This is a genomic window from Microbulbifer taiwanensis, assembly GCF_014904815.1.
Classification (GTDB): Bacteria; Pseudomonadota; Gammaproteobacteria; order Pseudomonadales; family Cellvibrionaceae; genus Microbulbifer; species Microbulbifer taiwanensis.
The window spans coordinates 34,372-53,317 of record NZ_JACZFR010000035.1 but is presented as its reverse complement, the minus strand read 5'-3'; the positions used below and the strand labels follow the sequence as shown (position 1 = coordinate 53,317).

The following is an 18,946-nucleotide window of genomic DNA, read 5'->3' as shown; positions in this document are numbered from 1 at the left end:
GCATCAATCAACCGGTGCGGCGAAGGGATCGTTGTAGTACTGCGCACCGATATCCAGCCATTCGGAGATCAGCCTCAGCTCCGCCGGCTCCAGGTAGTCCCCGTGGTCCGCCCCCGTTTCAAACAGGTCAAAAAAGCGGCTGCCGTTGGCGGAGTTGCCCATCAGGCGGTCGATGTCGACGGTAACCATAACCGGAATCGGGTTGCCATCGCTATCCAGAATCAGGTTGCCGTCCTCGTCCGTCTCGAAGACGGGATTACCGTTATCGTCCCTCTCCTGCACCAGCACCGGAGTCAGAGCGCCGTCCACCAGCTCCTGCGTAGGGTTGTCGAACAGCAGCTCGACATAGGAGGTTATCCAGTCCGCATTGACCGGCGACGCCGCCGAGGTCAGGTCCAGCTGGCCCGCCGGTACCCGCAGCACACCGTCGGCATCGCGGGTAGAGTGGCAGACAGTACAGGTGCGATCCTCGATTACCGCGCCGCCAGCGTCGGTGATCTCGCGCACTTTTTCCCAGATCGGCTGAACATGTGCAGGGTAGTGGATAACGCTGCGGCAGCTGCCACTCCAGTCGTCCAGGCAGGTGGCGGGAACCGGAATCGGCGTGGTCAGGTCCGCGTAGGGAATACTGCTGCTCGGATCCTTGGCGCGCAGGGCCGGATCCGTCCACAGGTCGCTGAAATTGATATCGCCCTCGAGGCCCGCCTCGCCGGCGATGCGCGCCAGCAGCTGCGCCATGGTCTCGCCCATCTCGGCCACCAGCGCCGGTTCTGTATTCGGGAAGGGAACGCCTGAGGTGGGACTGCCTTCCCAGGCGGAGGCGGGTTCCCTGTCCGGGCGGCGGTGGGGCCCTTCGCTGTCCCCGGTGAGCCACCCATTGCAGTTGCGTACTCCACCGGCGCGCAGCTGCAGCCAGCTGCGAGGGCGGCCGACGATGCGGCGGCCGTCGGCATCGACAACGGAGATGGCCAGCGGTATATCCGCCGGCAGTTTTACCCGCACAGAGCCGTCCGGCTGAATCGGCGTATAGCCGAGAATCTCGCGCATACCATTGGCGCGATTGCGACCAAAGGCAGAGCGATCGAAATCCAGTGTGTCGTCGTCGGGAATTCCCGCCGCCTTGACCACGCGCAGGTAGCGCGCCGGACGGAATTCGGCACTGGTGATACCCGGGTCGGCGATGCTCGCGATATCGGCCCCGTCCTCTCCAACAAGAATGTCCTCGCCGTCGAAATCGTAGACGCTGCGGATATCGAGAATACCCGCGCCCTCCTGCACCAGCTTATCGTCCAGGTCTACGCCCGGTACCGGCTCGGGGATATAGGTTGGCTCGGTGCGCGGCTCCAGGGTGACACCCTCGGAGATCATCTCGCCCTCGTCGGCGACGACAATCGGCAGTTGGGTACCCTCTTGATAGTCGTAAATCCACAGGCCGTAGAGCGGGTCCGCCGGCACCACTTCTTCCTGGTTCAGCCACTCCTCGGTACAGGGACGCGGCAACTCTGTCTCCATCTCCAGCACCCGGCACTCGCTCCAGCTGACCAGCAGGCGGCTGGTGCCGTCGTAAAAGGGCCAGGCGAAAGCGAAGAGTCCGTGGGGGGACAGGCTGCCGTCGGTGATCACTTCCTCTACCGAGATGGAGGCCTGGCCCACCAGCTCGCCTTCGCCCTCCGGCTCGCTGAAAGCCTCGGTAAAATTGGCGCTGTCGATGGTCACCAGGTCACCGCCGTAACTGATGCCCTCCGGTGAGCGCAGGGTGATGAGCAGGCGGCCATCGGGCATCTCGCGGGGTTTGACGAAAGCGGCACTCGCCCTTTCGCCGTCGGCATTTTCCGTGCCCGTCTGCTGGCTGTGGTAGCCGTAGTGGAAGGCCAGGTCGGTGCCGTCCGGCTCTATGGTGTAGAGACTCAGGTTGTCCACACCGCCCATATTGTCCCAGCGGTTGAACAGTATGCGGCCGTCGTTCAGCACCGTCGGCTGCAGGTCGTGGCTCTGGTTGAAGGAGATCTGCTGTATATCGCTGCCGTCCGCTTCCATCACGTGCAGCACAAAGGCCTCGCTCTGCAGGTCTTCGCTCAGCGAGGAAAACTGCGGCTTGTTGTCGTCCAGCAGCAGTGCGCGCGAGCGGCGCTGGCGACTGGAGGAGAAGACGATGCGCCCGTCGGGCAGGAAGGCCGGCGCCACATCCTGGCCCTCTTCCGCGATCAGATCTGACTCGATAACGCGCTTCAGTTCTCTGGTTTCGCGATCGTAGAGCCAGATATTCCACGTGGGCTGCTCGTCGTCATCCGCGTCCTCGATTTCCGGCGCGCGCATCGCGAATACCAGACGCTGGCCATCGGCGGAGGTGTTCAGGTCTTTTACGTCGTAGTCACCGACAAACAGTCCCGCACTCAGCACCGTCTCCGGCGCACTGGGCGTGGCACGATCCTTCAGCACCAATTGGGCGCCGGGATTGAAATCGGCGGGGGAGTAGACATCGTCCTCCACCAGGGCGCCGTCGTCCTCGAAGGAAAGTTGTCGGCGCACGAAGGCAACGGGGTAATCGACGACGACCGGATCTTCAGCCTGGTCGCCGCCGGAGGAGGATTCGCCACCGCCGCCACTGCACGCGGACAGTAACAGCAGCGCCGGCAGTGCTCGCAAAGATTTCATTTTTATTTCTACCTGGAGTCGGCTCGACCGCGCATATGGATGCGGCTCAAAATTTCGCCACAAAACTCAATGGGTGATTTCCCTATGCGTGATATTTTTCCTGCATTGGGGGATTCTCTCAAGGCGCGCACAAAATTATTGCCAACTGCAACGCAATATTCATATGCGGTGCTGGCAATACAGGAACCAGCTTTTAGTATCTGATGTCACTACTGTTCCGCGGTGCCACCATTCAAATAATGTGATGAAAAATCAACCAATCCGACTGCGCATAGAGCGGCCCTTCGCCACCGGCGCGCTGTTCGGCGCCTGTTTCTGGGCCGCTATCGCCAGCGCCGCCCCCCAGGACCAGGCCCTGCAGATTCACAGTCGCCTGACCGGCGTCAAACCCACCGAGGGCGTGCTGCTCGACATGGCCGAGGATATCGCCAGCGGCGATCCCGATGCCGCCGCCTATACGGCGATGCAGAACGACGCCTTTTACGATGTGACGCTGAAAAACCTGGCCACCCCCTGGACCAATCGCGATCGCGATGTGTTCGCGCCGCTGAACGATTACACGGCGACGGTCATCGGCATGGTGCGCGACGATGTGGATTTTCGCGAGGTGTTATCCGGCAACATTATTTACACCGGCGATGTCTCCGGCCTGCCCGCCTACAGCAACAGCAATAACGATCACTATGAGACGCTGGAGACCGGCGGTTACTCGCTCAAGGACAATCTGGAGCGGCGCAGCCAGTCGTCGGTCACCGGCCTGCCGGCGGAGGCCACTGCCGGTGTCATGACTACCCGCGGTGCGGCCAGATCTTTCTTTATCGCCGGCACCAACAGGGCCATGTTCCGCTTCACCCTGGTGAATCACCTGTGCCGGGATATGGAACAGGTGCAGGACACTTCGAGACCACCGGACCGCATCCGCCAGGATGTGAGCCGCAGCCCCGGCGGCGACAGCCGCGTCTTCCAGAACAACTGCATCGGCTGCCACAGCGGCATGGACCCCATGGCCCAGGCGTTCGCCTATTACGACTTTACCTACGACGCGGACAACGACCCGGAGGGAGAGAACGGGCAGTTGGATTACAACAGCGCCGGCGAGACAGACCCCGCCACCGGCAGCCGCGTGAAGGCGAAGAACCATATCAACAGCGCCAACTTCCCCCACGGTTTCATACTGCCGGACGACAGCTGGGACAACTACTGGCGCCAGGGACCGAATATGCACCTGGGCTGGAGCAGCGCCCTGCCCGGCAGCGGCAATGGTGCCAAGTCGATGGGCGAGGAACTGGCCAACAGCCGTGCCTTCGCCGAGTGCCAGGTCACCAAGGTGTTCCGCCAGGTGTGCCTGCGCGACCCCGAGGATGCCACCGATCGTGCGCGCGTCGACGCTATTGCGGACGACTTCAGCAACAGCGGTTACCGGCTGAAGCAGGTCTATGCGGACGCCGCTGTTTACTGTGCGGGGGATTGATTTATGACGATTAGAAAATTCTCCGATAGATACGACTCCGTTGTTAGCTCAGTGGCGGCCCTACTGCCGGTAGCGCTTTGCGGGACACGGGCTAGGCGCCCCCCCGGTGAATCCATCCCTGGAGACTTGTCTGCGAGGTGGCCCGGCCGCTCCAAGTATTCACGGCGCCTTCGGCCCCTCTCGCAGACAGTCCCGCAAAGCGCTACCAGCATCAGCGCCTTCGCGTCAGATACTCGACTTCGCTCGAGCCTACGCAAATCCAGCCTGTTTTTCGCCGCAGCTCTTCTCGCCGCCTGCAGCGGCGGCAGCGGCCAGGACACGGAAGAGCAGCCCAATACCAATCCCGGCAGCGGCGGCGCCAACTACACAGGCCCGGCGCCGGAGACCGAGGATGTGCAGCAGTACAAGCGCTATATCTGGGACAACCTGGCGGCGAACAACCGCTGCGGCGGCTGTCATGTCGAGGGCAGCCAGAGCCCGCACTTTGTGCGCGGCGACGATATCAATGCGGCCTATGATGCCGGTCGCGCGCTGGTAAACCTGGCGCAACCGGCGGAGTCGCGCCTGGTGACCAAAGTGGGCGGTGGCCACAACTGCTGGCTGGCAAGCAGCCAAGCCTGTGCGGAGATCATCACCAACTATATCGAGGAGTGGGCCAGGGCCACCGGCAGCCTGGTCAATACCATCACCCTGACCGCACCTGTCGAGCGCACCGTCGGTGCGAGCAAGAGTTTCCCTGCGTCCAGCGGACGTTTCGCGGGTACCGTCTATCCGCTGCTGCGCACCTATTGCGCGGGCTGCCACAGCGAGGACGCCGGTACGGCGCAGCAACCCTATTTCGCCAGCGTCAATGTGGACCAGGCCTACGAGGCGGCGAAGGCCAGGATGAACCTGGACAGCCCGGTCGAGTCGCGCTTCTCCGTGCGCCTGGGCAGTGAATTCCACAACTGCTGGGACGACTGTGGGGACAACGAGGACGAGATGACCGCGGCCATCCAGGCCTTCGCCGACAGCATCCCTGTGACCCAGGTGAACCCGAATTGGGTGATCAGCAAGGCGCTGTTGCTGACCGACGGTATCGTCGCCAGCAGCGGCGGCCGGGTGGAGAACAACGCGATTGCCCTCTACGAGTTCAAGACCGGCAGCGGTACCACAGCCTACGACACCTCCGGCGTCAACCCGGCCATCGACCTGAGATTATCCGGCGACGTGGAGTGGCTGGGTTCCTGGGGCATCCAGTTGAAGGGCGGCAAGGCCCAGGGCGCGACCGCCACCAGCCGCAAGCTGTACGACACGCTGACCGCCACCGGCGAGTACACCATCGAGGCTTGGGTGGCGCCGGCGAATGTGTCCCAGGAGGGGCCGGCGCGTATCGTCACCTACTCCGGCGGCAACGATATCCGCAACTTCACCCTCGGCCAGGCGCTGTACAACTATACGCTCCAGAACCGCAGCGACAGCACCGATGCCGACGGCATGCCGGCACTGATCACCGACGATATGGCCGAGCGCGCCCAGGCCACGCTGCAGCATGTCGTCGCCACCTATGATCCGATCGACGGGCGCAAGCTGTTTGTAAACGGCGAATTCACGGGGGATGCCGATCCGGCCGCGGCAGAACTGCTCAGCACCTGGGACGACACCTTTGCGCTGGCACTGGGCAGCGAAGTATCCGGCGACAACCCATGGGAGGGGTCGGTGCGACTGCTGGCGATTCACTCCCGCGCCCTCTCAGCGGAAGATATCGCCACCAACTATGAAGTCGGTGTCGGTGAGAAGTACCTGCTGCTGTTCAAGGTGGAGGAACAGACCAATGTGCCGGACAGCTACGTGATGTTCACCGTGCAGCAGTTCGACAACTACGGCTACCTGTTCAGCGAGCCGACCTTTGTCAGCCTCGACGACAGCGCCGATCCGACCGGAATAGACATCGAGGGCATGCGCATCGGCATCAACGGCCGCGAGGCGGAAGTGGGCCAGGCCTGGGCCAATCTGTCCACAACCATCAATGGCAGTTATGTACCCGGGCAAGGACAGAAACTGTCCCGGCTCGGCACCATCATCACCCTGGACAAAGGCGCCGAGGGCGACGAGTTCTTCCTCACCTTCGAGCGCCTGGGCAGCGAGACCTTCACCCGCGTGGAGCCGACACCGGCGCCACCCGCCGAGCCGGCGGACCTGGACCCGCAACCGCGTATCGGCCTGCGCCGCTTTGAGCAGATACACGCGAGCCTGTCCCGCGCCACCGGTATCTCCAGCGCGCACCCGGATATCGTCGAGACCTGGGACAAGGTCAAGCGCCAGCTGCCGGTGGAGAGCGATATCCAGGGCTTCCTCGCCGCGCAGCAGATGGGTATTACCCAGCTGGCGGTGAAGTACTGCAGCACTCTGGTGGATTCCTCCGCGCGCGGAAGCTACTTCCCCGGTTTCAGTTTCGGCGCACCGGCGAACACCGCCTTCGACAGCGCCGCCAAGCGCGCGCAGGTGATAGATCCGCTGATCGAGAGGCTGCTCGGCCACCAGATGACCTGGCCGCACGACGGTAGCCATTTGCAGCTGGCCGCGGCGCCGGACCTGGCGGATGTGGAGACGGAGCTGAACAACCTGATCGACTCCATGACCGCCTGCGGCGGCGGCTGCGCCGGCGATCGCACCACAACCACCGTCAAGGCGGTGTGCGCGGCGGCGATGGGCAGTGCGATGATTCTGATTCACTGACAACAGACACATTGATCGCGAGAGACATCGATCGCGGCCAACGGCCGCTCCTACAGGGTATTTCGTCATTCCGGCGCAGGCCGGAATCCAGGTGCCACCAAACTGGATACCGGCCTGCGCCGGTATGACGAGCGATAGCGTTTGATTTGGAGCAGCGAATTTACAAATTGTTTTCCAGCACCTGTAGGAGCGGCCGTTGGCCGCGATTGGAATCGAAAAGAACACAGTGGCCATCGGCAGCAGGCCCGCCCGGCAACTGGAACAATCTCACCTCGGATTAAAGAAATCCGGACAGAAACTATGAGCAAGAAAAAACACTTCGACCTGGACCAGCCACTGCGCCACCCGGACCACCACCGCCCGGTAACCCGTCGCGACTTCCTCGGCCAGGGTTTCCGCGCCGGCCTGGCCACGGTGCTCGGCGGCTCCGTATTCAGCCTCTTCGCCGATCCGCGCGCCGCCCAGGCGGCACTGTCTTCTGATTTGGAGGCCCTGCGCAAGAGCAACGGCGGCCCCTGTGATGTCAGCGCCTTTGGTGCCGGCAAGATTCCGTTTATCTGTTTCGACCTGGCCGGCGGGGCCAATATTGCCGGCTCCAATGTGCTCGTCGGAAAACAGGGCGGGCAGATGGACTTCCTCAGCACTGCCGGCTACGGCAAACAGGGCCTGCCCGGCGACATGGTGCCCTCACTGACCGATGCCGCCGGCAATCCATTTATCAATACCGACCTGGGACTCGCCTTCCACAGCGACAGCGGCATGTTGCGCGGCATACTCGACAAGATTGCCACCGGCACCGCCTCGGCCACCAATGGCGCAGTGATCCCGGCGCGTTCGGAAAACGATACCGGCAACAATCCGCACAACCCCATGTACGGCATCAACAAGGCCGGAGCCAATGGCTCCCTGCTGGCGCTGATCGGTTCCAGTTCCAGTGAGTCCGGCGGCAACTCCCTGGCGCCCATGGCGATGATCAACCCGGAAGTGCGCCCGACCAAGGTGGACAGACCCACAGACGTCACCGGCCTGGTGGACGTCGGCGACCTGGTCGGCCTGCTCAGCCAGCAGGATACCGTTGCGGTGATGGAATCCATGTACCGCATTTCCAACTCAAAGCTCGGCCGCGTCGACACCCGGGTGATTGCCGACGCAACCATCAAGGACATGGTGCGCTGTGGCTATATGAAAAGCGCCGACCTGGCGGACCGCTTCGGCAATCCCGCCCAGCTGAGCCCGGAGGCCGACCCGGATATCGTCGGCCCCGGCGGTATCTTTACCAGTGCCGAATTCAATAACGACCGCGAATTCCAGAAAACCGCCTCGGTGATGAAACTGGTGATCAACGGCTACGCCGGCGCCGGCACCGTGACCATGGGCGGCTACGACTACCACACCGGCGACAGGGCCACCGGTGAGATCCGCGACCTGCGCGCCGGCCGCTGCATCGGCGCCTGCCTGGAATACGCCGCGCGCAAAAACCAGCCGCTGATGATCTATGTGTTCAGCGACGGTTCGGTGTTCTCCAACGGCATGATCGACGATTCTGCAGAGGGGCGCGGCAAGGGCGTCTGGACCGGTGACAACCAGCAGACAGCCGCCTCCTTCTTCCTGGTCTATAACCCCACCGGGCGCCCGCAGCTGCTCGGAGGCACCGCCGACGAACAGGCGCGACACCAGCAGCTCGGCTATATGCGTCCGTCCGGCGATGTGGAAACCGCGTCCAGCCCGGCGGCGAACAATGTCAATCTGCTGGTCGAAACAGTGGTGCTGAACTATATGGCGCTACACGGCGAGCAGAGCAGATTCGGTAACCCCGAGTATTTCCCCAACCACGGCCTTGGCAACGCCAGCCTGATGGACAGCATGACCGCCTTTGCACCGATTGTCTGATGAGCAGAATTTTTAAAACCTTGTTGCTGTGCTGTGCCGCTTCGCTCTATGCGACCCCGTCGCTGGCGGAATGGCACTACGAAGAGCAGGCGATCATGGGCACCGAGGTGACGGTGCAGCTGTGGCATGAAGATGGCAGCAAAGCCGCGCAGTTGATCGAACAGGTGATGGCAGAATTCCGCCGCCTCGACGACCAGCTGTCTCCCTACAAGGAGGACAGCGAGCTGTCGCAGGTCAACCGCGAGGCCGCCGTTGGCCCGGTAGCCCTGTCCGGCGAGCTGGCCGTGTTGATCGACAAGTCCCTCTGGTACAGCCAGCTGACCGATGGCGCCTTCGATATCAGCTTTGCCACCCTGGGCAAACACTATGTTTTCCGCATGAAACAACAGGCCGACGAGCAGGTGACCGAAAGCCTGCTGGAGGCGCTGAACTACCGTCACCTGCATTTCGACAAGCGCGCACAGACTCTGCGCTTCGGGCACGATAAGACCAGAGTCGATCTCGGCGGCATCGCCAAAGGCTATGCGGTGGACAAGGCGGTGGAAATCCTGCAAGAGGCCGGCGTCTGCTGCGCCAGCGTCAGTGCCGGCGGCGATGCGCGCATGCTCGGCGACAAGCGCGGCCAGCCGTGGCTGGTGGGTATCCGCCACCCGCGGGACAAAAGCAAGAACGCGGCGGTGATACCGCTGGCCGGTAGCGCCATCTCCACCTCCGGCGATTACGAGCGCTACTTTATCGACGATCGGGACGAGCGGGTGCACCATATTTTCAACCCGGCCACCGGCAAGCCGGCAGACACCACCGCCGGCGACAGCGACAAGTTGATCAGCGTCAGTATCATAGGGCCGCGCGGTTTCGATACGGATCCGCTCTCTACCAGCGTCTTCGTGCTGGGCAAGAAGAAAGGGCTGGCGCTGATAGACCGCTTGCCGGGATTCGAGGCGGTGGTGATCGACAGCAACAGGCGGCTCTACTTCAGCCGCGGCCTGGATAATCTGCAACCAGACAACTCAAAGTAGTAACTCCACTGTCATCATAGAAAAATTGCCAACCGGATCACATCAGATACATGATCCCCTGAGATAATTCATAATAATCGGCTTCCCCCGACACCAAACCCAATCGAAAGGCCGCCCCATGCGACGCTGTATTCAATTCCTGATTTTCTCTCTCGCAATTGCCGCGAATACGCCGGCACTGGCTGAGGGCGAGGCCTTCCCGGCGGACAAGCTGGAGTCACTGAAGCGCGACGTACTGAAACTGAACCGCGACCTGCTGATCCTCGAGGAGGATCTCCTCTACCCGGCGCAGAGCCAGGTGGCCTTCTATGTATCCATGGATGTGGGCGAGTACTTCAAGCTGGATGCGGTCAAGCTGCATATCGACAACAAGCTCTCTGCCAGCCACCTGTATACCGAACACCAGCGCGATGCGCTGATTCGCGGCGGCATACAGCCGCTGTTCAAGGGCAACCTCAAATCCGGCAGCTACACCATCTCCGCCTTCTTTACCGGTTTCGGTCCCCAGGGCCGCGAGTACAAGCGCGCGGCAACCCTGGAACTGGAAAAGACCGACGAGCCGGCGGTGATCGAACTGCGTATCGCCGACGCTACCGGCAAGCAGCAGCCGGAATTCGAACTGGTCGAATGGCCGGCGCCCTGATCCGCGATGCCGTACCGTCCATTGTCCTGCGCATTCTCCCTGACGGTGGCCCTGCTGGGTTCCGCCGCGGCCCCACTCGCCGCTGACGATCCAAAGGAAAATGCGCCACAGAAGTACCGCCAGGCGCAGGATATGGCCTACGGTGCCGCGCTCTATGACTATTTCCAGGGCAATTACTTCGATGCCCTCAGCACCCTGCTGGTCGCCGGGCAGCGCGACGCCATCCTGACCCACCGCGACAATGCCGCCCTGATCGAGGGCGGTATCAGTCTCGGCTTCGGCCTGCGCCGGCACGCGGCGGAGTTGTTTGAACAGCAGCTGCAGCAGAGTGACGGCGACAGTGAGGCGGAAACCAGGCATCGCAAAGTCGCCTGGCTGAAACTGGCGGAGCTGAACTACCTGCAGGGAGACTGGCCACTGGCCGCGGAGCAGCTGCAGAAGTCCGGCGCCGCCCAGGAGTCCGCCCTGGCGCTGAACCTGGCGCTGCGCAGCCAAGATTTTTCCACCGCGGCAACACTGCTGCACCGGGAGGCATTGCCGCCCGAGCAGCGCATACTCGGCTATATCAACCTGGCCGCGGCGGTGGCGCGGGAGGGGCAACTGTCCGCGGCGGCGCTGCACTACCGCAAAGCGGCCGAGCTGGCAGCGGCACAGGAAGATCCTTCAGCAGAGATACACGTGCTCGCCGACAAGGCGCATATCGGTGCCGGCTACGTCTACACCCTGCAGCAGCGCTACCACGAGGCGATGGAAGCATTCCGCCAGGTACGCCTGCAGACGCCCTGGGCCAGCAGGGCATTGCTGGGGCTCGGCTGGTCGGCCTTCAACAGCGATCAGTATCAACCGGCGATAGACGCGCTGCAGTTCCTGGTAAACAGCGATGGCGACTCGGCCGCTGCGCGCGAGGCGTTAGTGGCCCTGCCCTACGGCTACGAAAAACTGCAACGCCCGCATGCTGCGCTGGCCGCCTACCGGCGCGCCGAGGGACATTACCAGTCGGTCCTGGTCCAGCTGCAACAGCTGCAGCGGGATATCGAGGCCGAGGAATTTGCCCCCAATAGTGACGACACCGCCCAGCGCTACGGCTGGCTGCAGCTTGCGGAAGCCCCCCAACTGATGCACGACAACCGGCGCTACCTGCAACCGATACTGCAGAGCGACGACTTCCAGTTGCGCCTCTCCGAACTGCGCGACCTGCGCCAGCTGGCGCAGGTCATCGAAGACTGGCAGGGGAAACTGCCGCAGTTGGAGCAGCTGATCGACGAGCGCAAGCAGCGCCGCAGGTCGATCGTGGAAAATTACCACAGTGCCCAGTTCGACCAGCAGGTGGAGATCGCCGAGCAACAGTACCGCGAACTGGAGACATCACTGGCGCGTATCGAGCGCCAGCGCGATGCCCTGGCACTGATGGCTGCCCGTCCCGGGGATAGTGAGAGCGGCGAAATGCTGTCGCTGCTGCGGCGCGCGGAAAATCGCTACCAAATGTTGAACGATCTCGGCAGGGCCCGCGCATCGCAACGGAAAACCCTGCAGCGCGCCCGCGGCCTGCTGCTGTGGCAGGCGAGCGAGCAGTACCACGACAACCTGTGGCAACAGCGCAAACAGCTGCGAACACTCGACGAGCAGTTGCGGGAAGCAACACACCAGCGCCGCGAAACCGACCTGGTCGCCCGCCGCGCGCCGCAATTGAACCAGCTGCGTGCAAAAATAGCCGCGGCCTCGCCACAACTGGCCGCCCGGCACAGCGCCATAACCCGGGCCGGCAATCTGATTGAGGAATCCATCCGCAGGGATGTAATCGCCGAGCTGGCTCGCGAGCGCAACCGGATCCGCCAGTATGTTGCACACAGCCAGCTGGCCATGGCGCGCCTGCAGGATGCCGCCATGCAAAATGCCCTCGCGCCGGGGCAAAAGCAGGCGGCCGGCGAAGGTGAGGGCGGTGCCGATGAGTAAGCTGATCCGCCGGCAGAATTTCGCCGGGAAAAAGGCGCTGGCACTGGCAGTCTGCTGTATCGCCGCCTCCTGCAGTAATCATTCCGTACAGACGCTGGCAGACCTGCCGCCGGCAGCCCTGCCGCCGGAACCGGGCCCCGCAATCGAGGCTCCACAGCCGGATGTCACCGCACTGCAGCAGAGCTATCGACAGGCGCTGGCGAGTAACGAAAATCCGCACACCCGCCGGCAGATACGCCTGCGATTGGCCGACCTGGAAATGGAGCGGCTGGAACAGCAGCAGGCGGACAACCCCGAGACGGCCGTTTCCTATGCCAGCGCCGTGCAGCAGTACGAGCACCTGGCCGCTGAGACACCAGGGGATGACTATATTCTCTACCGGCTGGCGCGCGCGCGATCACTGGACGGCCAGCCGCAGGAATCGCTGCAGGCGCTCGAGGGCATAGCCGCCTCCGCACCGGAATCGCCGTTTCTCACCGAGGTGCTGTTCCGTCGCGGTGAGGCGGCCTTCAATCGCAGGGACTACGGGGCCGCGGCCCGCGATTTCCGCGCACTGCTACAGCAGGGCGACAGTCCTTTTGCCGACAATGCGCGCTATATGCTCGCCTGGTCCGAATTCAAGTCATCCAATTACCGCGATTCCACCCGGACCTTCCTGCAGCTGCTGGACCAGCTGCATCAACGCGCGCCCTTCGAAGAACTGCCCCAGGGGCAGAAACGCCTGGCCGACGACAGCCTGCGCGGACTGGCACTGGACTTCAGTTACCTGGGCGGCGCCGAGGTTATTGAGTCTTTCAATGCGGAGGGCGAAGCCCGCCCCTACCAGCATCATCTGTACCGCGCCCTCGGCGACTGGTACCGGGAAAAGGAGCGCTACCGGGACAGCGCCGATACCTACCTCGCTTACGTCAAACACTACCCGCAGAGTCCGGAAGCACCGGCCCTGCACCTGGGCGCGGTGGAGACGCTGCAGAGCGCCGGCCTGCACGACGAAGTGCTGCCGGCCAAGCGCGAATTTGTGCGGCGCTACGGAATCCGCAGCCAATACTGGCAGCTGGCGGATGAGGCGCAGCGGCAGAAACTCGGCGGCTGGCTGCGCCCCTGGCTGGAAGAACTGGCCAGATACGACCACGCCCGCGCCCAGGCACTGGCGGCACAATCGGGAAAAATCCCCGGGGAAAAAGTGCGCGTAAAGCGGCAGCTCACAGAGGATTCCCGCCGCGCCTACCTGGCCGCGGCGGATCTCTACCGCCAGTACGCGGATACCTTCCCCGAGGATCCAAGCACGCCGCCGCTGGTATTCCTGATGGCGGAGTGCCTGGAGCAGGCCGGCGATCACGTCGGCGCCTGGCAGGCCTACACCCAAGTGGCCTGGGAATATCAGGATAAAACCCACGGCGCCGAGGCCGGCTATGCGGCGATACTCACCTCCGACCAGGTGCACAGGCAAATGGCCGGCAGCGGGGATGTCGAGGAAAGGAACCTGTGGCAGGAACGCAATATCACCTCCAGCCTGAATTTTGCCGACGCCTGGCCCGGCGACAAGCGCGCGCTGCCCGCACAATTGACTGCCGCCGACAAACTGCTGCAGCTGTCCCGCTATCAGGAAGCGGTGGTCGCCGCGGAGCGCGCGGAAAAATGGCAGCCGCCGCCCAACCGTCGGCAGCAACTGAATATCGCCATGATCATTGGCCACAGCCAGTTCGAACTGCAGGATTACACCCTGGCCGAACAGGCCTACAGCCGCGCTATCGTCCTGGCCGGTGCGGATACTGCTATTCGAGACAGCGCGCAACAGAGACTGCAGGCGGCCATCTACCGCCAGGCGGAACTGGCGCTGGTGGAGGGCCCGAGCGAGGAGGGCCTCGCTCACCTACTGCGTATTCGCGACAGCGGCCGCACCGGGATTGCCGCCACGGCCCAGTACGATGCCATCAACTACCTGATGGAACTGCAGCAGTGGCAGAGGGCCAGCACCGAACTGGCAGATTTCCGCCGCTTCTACCCGACTCACAAACTGGCACCGACCCTGGCCGCCAAGGCGGTGGTGATCTTCCGCGCACTGGAAATGCCCGCTGCCGCTGCCGGCGAACTGCTGCAGCTGGCGCAGGGCGACCCGGACAGCGAAGTGCGCCGCCAGTCTCTGTATATGGCCGCAGAGAGCTTCCAGCAGGCCGGCGAACACCAGCGGGCCATAGACGCCTACCGCCGCTACAGCGAGCAGTGGCAGCAGCCGGCGGAGCAGCGCCTGGAGGCCCAGTACCAGCTGGTGCAGCTGTTTGCGGAGACAGAACAGCAGCGCGAGCGCAACCGCACTCTGCAGCAACTGGCCGACAATAAGGTGGACGCGCCCCGCGGTCGCTACCTGGCCGCCTATTCCCAGAGCGAACTGGCGGAACAGAGCTACCGGACATTCGCGAGCCTGCCGCTGCGCCTGCCACTGAAGAAAAGCCTGGCCACCAAGAAGCGCGCGATGGATGCGACGGTGGCGGACTACCGCAGGGTGCTGAAGTTCAATATCGCCGAATTCACCACCCAGGCAAACTTCCGCCTGGCGGAAGTCTACCGCCAGCTCAGTCGCGACCTGATGGAATCCCAGCGGCCGACAAACCTGGACGAGCTGGCGCTGGAGCAGTACGAAATCCTGCTCGAGGAGCAGGCCTACCCCTTCGAGGAAAAGGCGATAGAACTGCACGAGGCCAATATCCAGCGCACCGGTGACGGTATCTATGACGATTGGGTAAAGCGCAGCTTCGACTCCCTCGGCAAGCTGCTGCCGGCGCGCTACCAGAAACCGGAAAAGGTCCTGGCGTGGAGCGAGGCACTGCACTGACATGAATACGAAAAAAATGACAAACAGCGGCATCCGATCCCTGCTGTTGACCGCGGCCATCTCAATCCTCGCCGCCTGCTCCTCCACCGGCACCCCCGACCAGCCCGTGGAGGGAAGCGGGGGCGAGCGCCTGGTGACTGCCAATCCCTACCTGGCGCAGGCGGGCAGGGCCCCGGCGGCGGCGCGCGAGGGAATGGAAATTGCAAGACAGGCCTTCGAGGCCGGCGATGTCGCCACCGCGGAGGCGGAATTGCAGAAACTGACAGAATCCTGGCCCAAGCTGTCCGGCCCCTGGTTCAACCTGGGTATCGTGCAGAGCCGCGCCGGCAATACGGAAACAGCGGAACAGAGCCTGCGCCAGGCGATCGCCGTCAACGACAGTAATGTCTTTGCCTGGAACCAGCTGGCGGCACTGCTGCGCGATGCCGGTCGCTTTGACGAGGCCTTGCAGTGCTATCGGGAAGCACTGGCGCGCTGGCCGGACTACGGCGATGCCCACCGCAACCTGGGCATACTGTTCGATCTCTACCTGCAACAGCCGCAGAAAGCGCTGCAGCACTATCGCGCCGCACAGTCGCTGCGCCAGGAGCCGGACAAGCAACTGGCGGGCTGGATCGTCGACCTGGAGCGCAGACTGTGATGAAAAAAATTCACCGGTTGCTGGCGGCCCTGTGCATCGCTGCCCCCGCGGCGGCGGAGGAGATTGTCACCCTGGAATCCACGGTGATCGGCAGCCAGGAACAGCCCAAGGTGCTGTACATCATTCCGTGGAAGCAGGCGGACAGCCTGCAGCGGCTGGACAGCGTACTGCCGCAGACGGTTGGCGATGTGTTCAGGCACCAGGAGTATTCAGAATTGCAGCGGGAAATGAAACTGCTGCAGGAAAATAGCAAAAAACAATAACCGTAGGGTGCGCCGTGCGCACCCTACGGATTCGCACTTTTAACAGTCACAAATACCTTATTGCGGAGAATGCATTATGGAATTCACCCAGGCGCTGCTGCGCTTCTTTCAAAACGGCGGTCCTTTTATGTACCCGATCGCGCTGGTGCTGGTCATCGGCCTGGCCATGGTCGTGGAACGCTGGATCTTCCTGTCCCGCGCCAAGACCGCCAATCGCCGCGCCTACCAGCAGGTGCTGCCGATGCTGCAGAAGCGCAACTACCAGGGCGTAATGCAACTGGCACGCGAGAGCAAGGCGCCCATGGGGCGCATCGCCGCCGCCGGTATCGGCACACTGCAGTACGCCAAGCGCGACGAGAATATCGCCCTGGCGATCGAGGAGGGCATCCTCGAGGCGGTGCCGCGCCTGGAGAAGCGCACCAGCTACCTGGCCACCCTGGCGAATATCGCCACCCTGTTGGGCCTGCTCGGCACCATCATGGGCCTGATCGCCGCCTTTACCGCCGTGGCCAGCGCCGACCCGTCCGAGAAGGCGAGCATGTTGTCCACCAGTATCTCCGTGGCCATGAACACCACCGCCTTCGGCCTCATTTCCGCGATTCCACTGCTGCTCTTCTACTCCATGCTGCAGAACAAGACCAACGAGATTATCGACAGCCTGCAGATGGCCGGGGTCAAGTACCTGAACCTGCTGACCATGGGGCGCGCGCAAGCGGCGGAACAGAAAGCGGCCAGAAACTGACGGTAGCAGCATGCTCAAACTGAATATTCGCCGGCGCAGGCACCAGGAGGGCGAACTGGACATCACCTCGTTTATGAGCCTGATGACCATTCTGGTTCCGGTGCTGCTGCTCAATATGGTGTTCTCGCACATCTCGGTGCTGAAGCTGAACCTGCCCGGTCTCAGTGACGCCAGCGCCGCCAGCCAGGAGGAAAACCGCCAGCTGGAACTGGTGCTGCGCGAGACCCATATCGATATCAACTACCCGGCCGGTATGCGCGTCAAGCGCATTCCCCATGTGGAGGGCGAAGCGGATTTCGCCACAGTGTCGACAGTGCTGCAGGAAGTGAAACGACAGCTGGGGGAGAAATCCATCGACAAGAAGGACCTGGTGATCCTCTCCGAGACGGGCACTCCCTACAAGACACTGGTCACCGCGATGGACACGGCGCGCAGTTATCGCGCGGTAGTCGCCGCCTCGGTGGTGGATGCGGAACTCTTCCCGCAGATCTCCCTCGGCGACGCCCCCCGGGAACAGTTGCTGCAGACGGCAGCAGGGCAATAGTATGAATTTGAATGTAGCCGCCAAGCTGCAGGAGCGACGGCAGCGGCAGAAGCAACAGCAGTCGAAACTGAACCTGGTTTCGCTGATGGATATCTTCACCATCCTGGTGTTCTTCCTGCTGGTGAACTCCTCCGATGTGGAAGTACTGCAGACCGACAAGACCATCAAGCTGCCGGAATCCACTTCGCAGCAGAAGCCGGAAGTGACCACGGTTGTGCGCGTCAACAACGAGCAGCTGTTTGTCGGCGACCGCCTGATTGCGCGTGTCGATGAAATAGATTCCGAAGCGGACAATATCGCAGCCCTGCGGCAGGAGCTCGAGTACCGCGCCGAGCGCGCCGGTGAACTGCCCGAGAACAAAAAGGCCCTGGGTCGCCCGGTGACCATCATGGGCGATGAGCAGGTGCCCTACCAGCTGCTGAAACAGATAATGCAGACCTGCGCCGCGGCGGATTTCCGCGATATGTCCTTCGCCGTCAGCCAGTCGGCACCGGACGACGCCGGGCTGACCGGAGCGGGGGGCGACAGCTGATATGGCAACAACTGTCTACGCACCCTGGCAGCTCCAGGAAACGGTTCTGCCCTGGTCCGCCTCTGTTGAGGAGGACCAGCGCTTTGTCCGCTTTGTCCGCAACGGCCTGATCGCCTTTGCGATCCTCGGTATCGCCGTGGCATTGATCCCGGTGCCGGAACTGACCCGCGAACAGGCGGAGCGGATTCCGCCGCAGTTGGCCAAAGTCATCCTGGAAAAGAAAGAACTGCCCAAACCGGAACCCAAACCGGCGAAAAAGAAAAAAGCGGAGAAAAAGAAACCCGAGGAAAAAAAGCCGGAGCCGAAGAAGCCGGAACCCAAACCCGTGGTCAAGGAGAAGCCGCCGGCGGCCAAGGTGGAGCTGGCGCGGGAAAAGGCCGCCAACAGCGGCCTGATGCAGATGCAGGACGACCTGCTGGCCATGCGCGACAGTTTCGATGTGGCTGAAGTCAGCAGTGGCCAGCTGGCGGCAAGCACCGCCGCCGCCAACGATATCGATCGCAACCTGATCAGCGACAGGTCCAGGACCGCCAGCGGCGGCGTCAATACCGGCAATACGAGTCGCGACACCGGCGGTATCGCACTGGCGGCGCGGGAGACCACCCGGGTGAAGAGTACCCAGGCCAGCGGCGCGGCGCGCGAAGTGGCGAAAAAGGTGCAGCGGGAGAAAACCGCGCGCGCGGAAGCGTCCATCCGCAGTGTCATGGAGGCCAACAAGGGCGCCATCTATGCGATCTACAACCGCGCCCTGCGCCGCGACCCGACCCTCCAGGGCAAGGTCACGGTGCAGCTGGTGATAGAGCCCAACGGCAGTGTTTCCGGTATCAAGCTGGTGGGCAGCGAGCTGGCAAACCCGGCCCTGGAACGCAAACTGCTGGCGCGTATCCGGTTGATCAATTTCGGCGCCGACAATGTGGAAAAAACCACTCTGAACTATTCCATCGACTTCCTGCCCTCCTGAAATGGTCGGGCCGGACATTTCGATGTCCGGCCCGAATGACGCCACCAAGCCCGGAAAGCGCCCGCCCAGGCGTTGAACTAAT

The 18,946-nt window shown here is 62.9% G+C and carries 14 protein-coding genes; 13 read left to right on the top strand and 1 reads right to left on the bottom strand.

Annotated features, from left to right (window positions below; all coding sequences use genetic code 11):
- Window positions 1-3: 3 nt before the first annotated feature.
- Entirely contained in the window at window positions 4-2,655 is a 2,652-nt protein-coding gene (locus IG627_RS13265; protein ID WP_193192850.1) for an HzsA-related protein, read from the bottom strand.
- A 244-nt stretch (window positions 2,656-2,899) separates the two neighbouring features.
- On the opposite strand from IG627_RS13265, the gene IG627_RS13260 reads away from it, so the two are divergent.
- The 13 genes from IG627_RS13260 to IG627_RS13200 all read left to right on the top strand — a co-directional run bounded on the left by IG627_RS13260 (window position 2,900) and on the right by IG627_RS13200 (window position 18,864).
- Window positions 2,900-4,126, top strand: a complete 1,227-nt coding sequence (locus IG627_RS13260; RefSeq protein WP_226865091.1) for a hypothetical protein — start codon at window positions 2,900-2,902, stop codon at window positions 4,124-4,126.
- A 264-nt stretch (window positions 4,127-4,390) separates the two neighbouring features.
- On the top strand, window positions 4,391-6,844 hold the full coding sequence (locus IG627_RS13255) for a LamG domain-containing protein (protein WP_226865111.1): 2,454 nt from the start codon (window positions 4,391-4,393) through the stop codon (window positions 6,842-6,844).
- A gap of 300 nt (window positions 6,845-7,144) precedes the next feature.
- Complete coding sequence (locus IG627_RS13250) at window positions 7,145-8,734, top strand: general secretion pathway protein GspF (RefSeq protein WP_193192848.1); 1,590 nt, start codon at window positions 7,145-7,147, stop codon at window positions 8,732-8,734.
- On the top strand, window positions 8,734-9,753 hold the full coding sequence (locus tag IG627_RS13245) for an FAD:protein FMN transferase (protein WP_193192847.1): 1,020 nt from the start codon (window positions 8,734-8,736) through the stop codon (window positions 9,751-9,753). The genes IG627_RS13250 and IG627_RS13245 overlap by 1 nt, the downstream gene beginning before the upstream one ends.
- 118 nt (window positions 9,754-9,871) lie before the next feature.
- Complete coding sequence (locus IG627_RS13240; protein WP_193192846.1) at window positions 9,872-10,396, top strand: AraC family transcriptional regulator; 525 nt, start codon at window positions 9,872-9,874, stop codon at window positions 10,394-10,396.
- A gap of 21 nt (window positions 10,397-10,417) precedes the next feature.
- The gene (locus tag IG627_RS13235) at window positions 10,418-12,349 is read left to right on the top strand and encodes a tetratricopeptide repeat protein (RefSeq protein ID WP_193192845.1); all 1,932 of its coding nucleotides are present in this window, start codon (window positions 10,418-10,420) and stop codon (window positions 12,347-12,349) included.
- Window positions 12,342-15,182, top strand: a complete 2,841-nt coding sequence (locus IG627_RS13230) for a tetratricopeptide repeat protein (protein WP_193192844.1) — start codon at window positions 12,342-12,344, stop codon at window positions 15,180-15,182. Before IG627_RS13235 ends, IG627_RS13230 begins: the two co-directional genes overlap by 8 nt.
- A gap of 16 nt (window positions 15,183-15,198) precedes the next feature.
- Window positions 15,199-15,822 carry a tetratricopeptide repeat protein gene (locus IG627_RS13225; RefSeq protein ID WP_226865089.1) on the top strand — a complete coding sequence of 208 codons (624 nt, stop codon included), beginning with the start codon at window positions 15,199-15,201 and terminating at the stop codon, window positions 15,820-15,822.
- Window positions 15,819-16,085, top strand: coding sequence for a hypothetical protein (locus IG627_RS13220; RefSeq protein WP_226865087.1), 267 nt, complete (start codon window positions 15,819-15,821; stop codon window positions 16,083-16,085). Before IG627_RS13225 ends, IG627_RS13220 begins: the two co-directional genes overlap by 4 nt.
- A gap of 76 nt (window positions 16,086-16,161) precedes the next feature.
- Complete coding sequence (locus tag IG627_RS13215; protein WP_193192841.1) at window positions 16,162-16,827, top strand: MotA/TolQ/ExbB proton channel family protein; 666 nt, start codon at window positions 16,162-16,164, stop codon at window positions 16,825-16,827.
- Between the two features lie 19 nt (window positions 16,828-16,846).
- The gene (locus IG627_RS13210) at window positions 16,847-17,371 is read left to right on the top strand and encodes an ExbD/TolR family protein (RefSeq protein WP_193192911.1); all 525 of its coding nucleotides are present in this window, start codon (window positions 16,847-16,849) and stop codon (window positions 17,369-17,371) included.
- Window position 17,372: 1 nt separating this feature from the next.
- Entirely contained in the window at window positions 17,373-17,903 is a 531-nt protein-coding gene (locus IG627_RS13205; RefSeq protein WP_193192840.1) for an ExbD/TolR family protein, read from the top strand.
- Window position 17,904: 1 nt separating this feature from the next.
- Window positions 17,905-18,864 (top strand): AgmX/PglI C-terminal domain-containing protein, encoded by a 960-nt coding sequence (locus tag IG627_RS13200; RefSeq protein ID WP_193192839.1) that lies wholly within the window; start codon window positions 17,905-17,907, stop codon window positions 18,862-18,864.
- Window positions 18,865-18,946 lie beyond the last annotated feature (82 nt).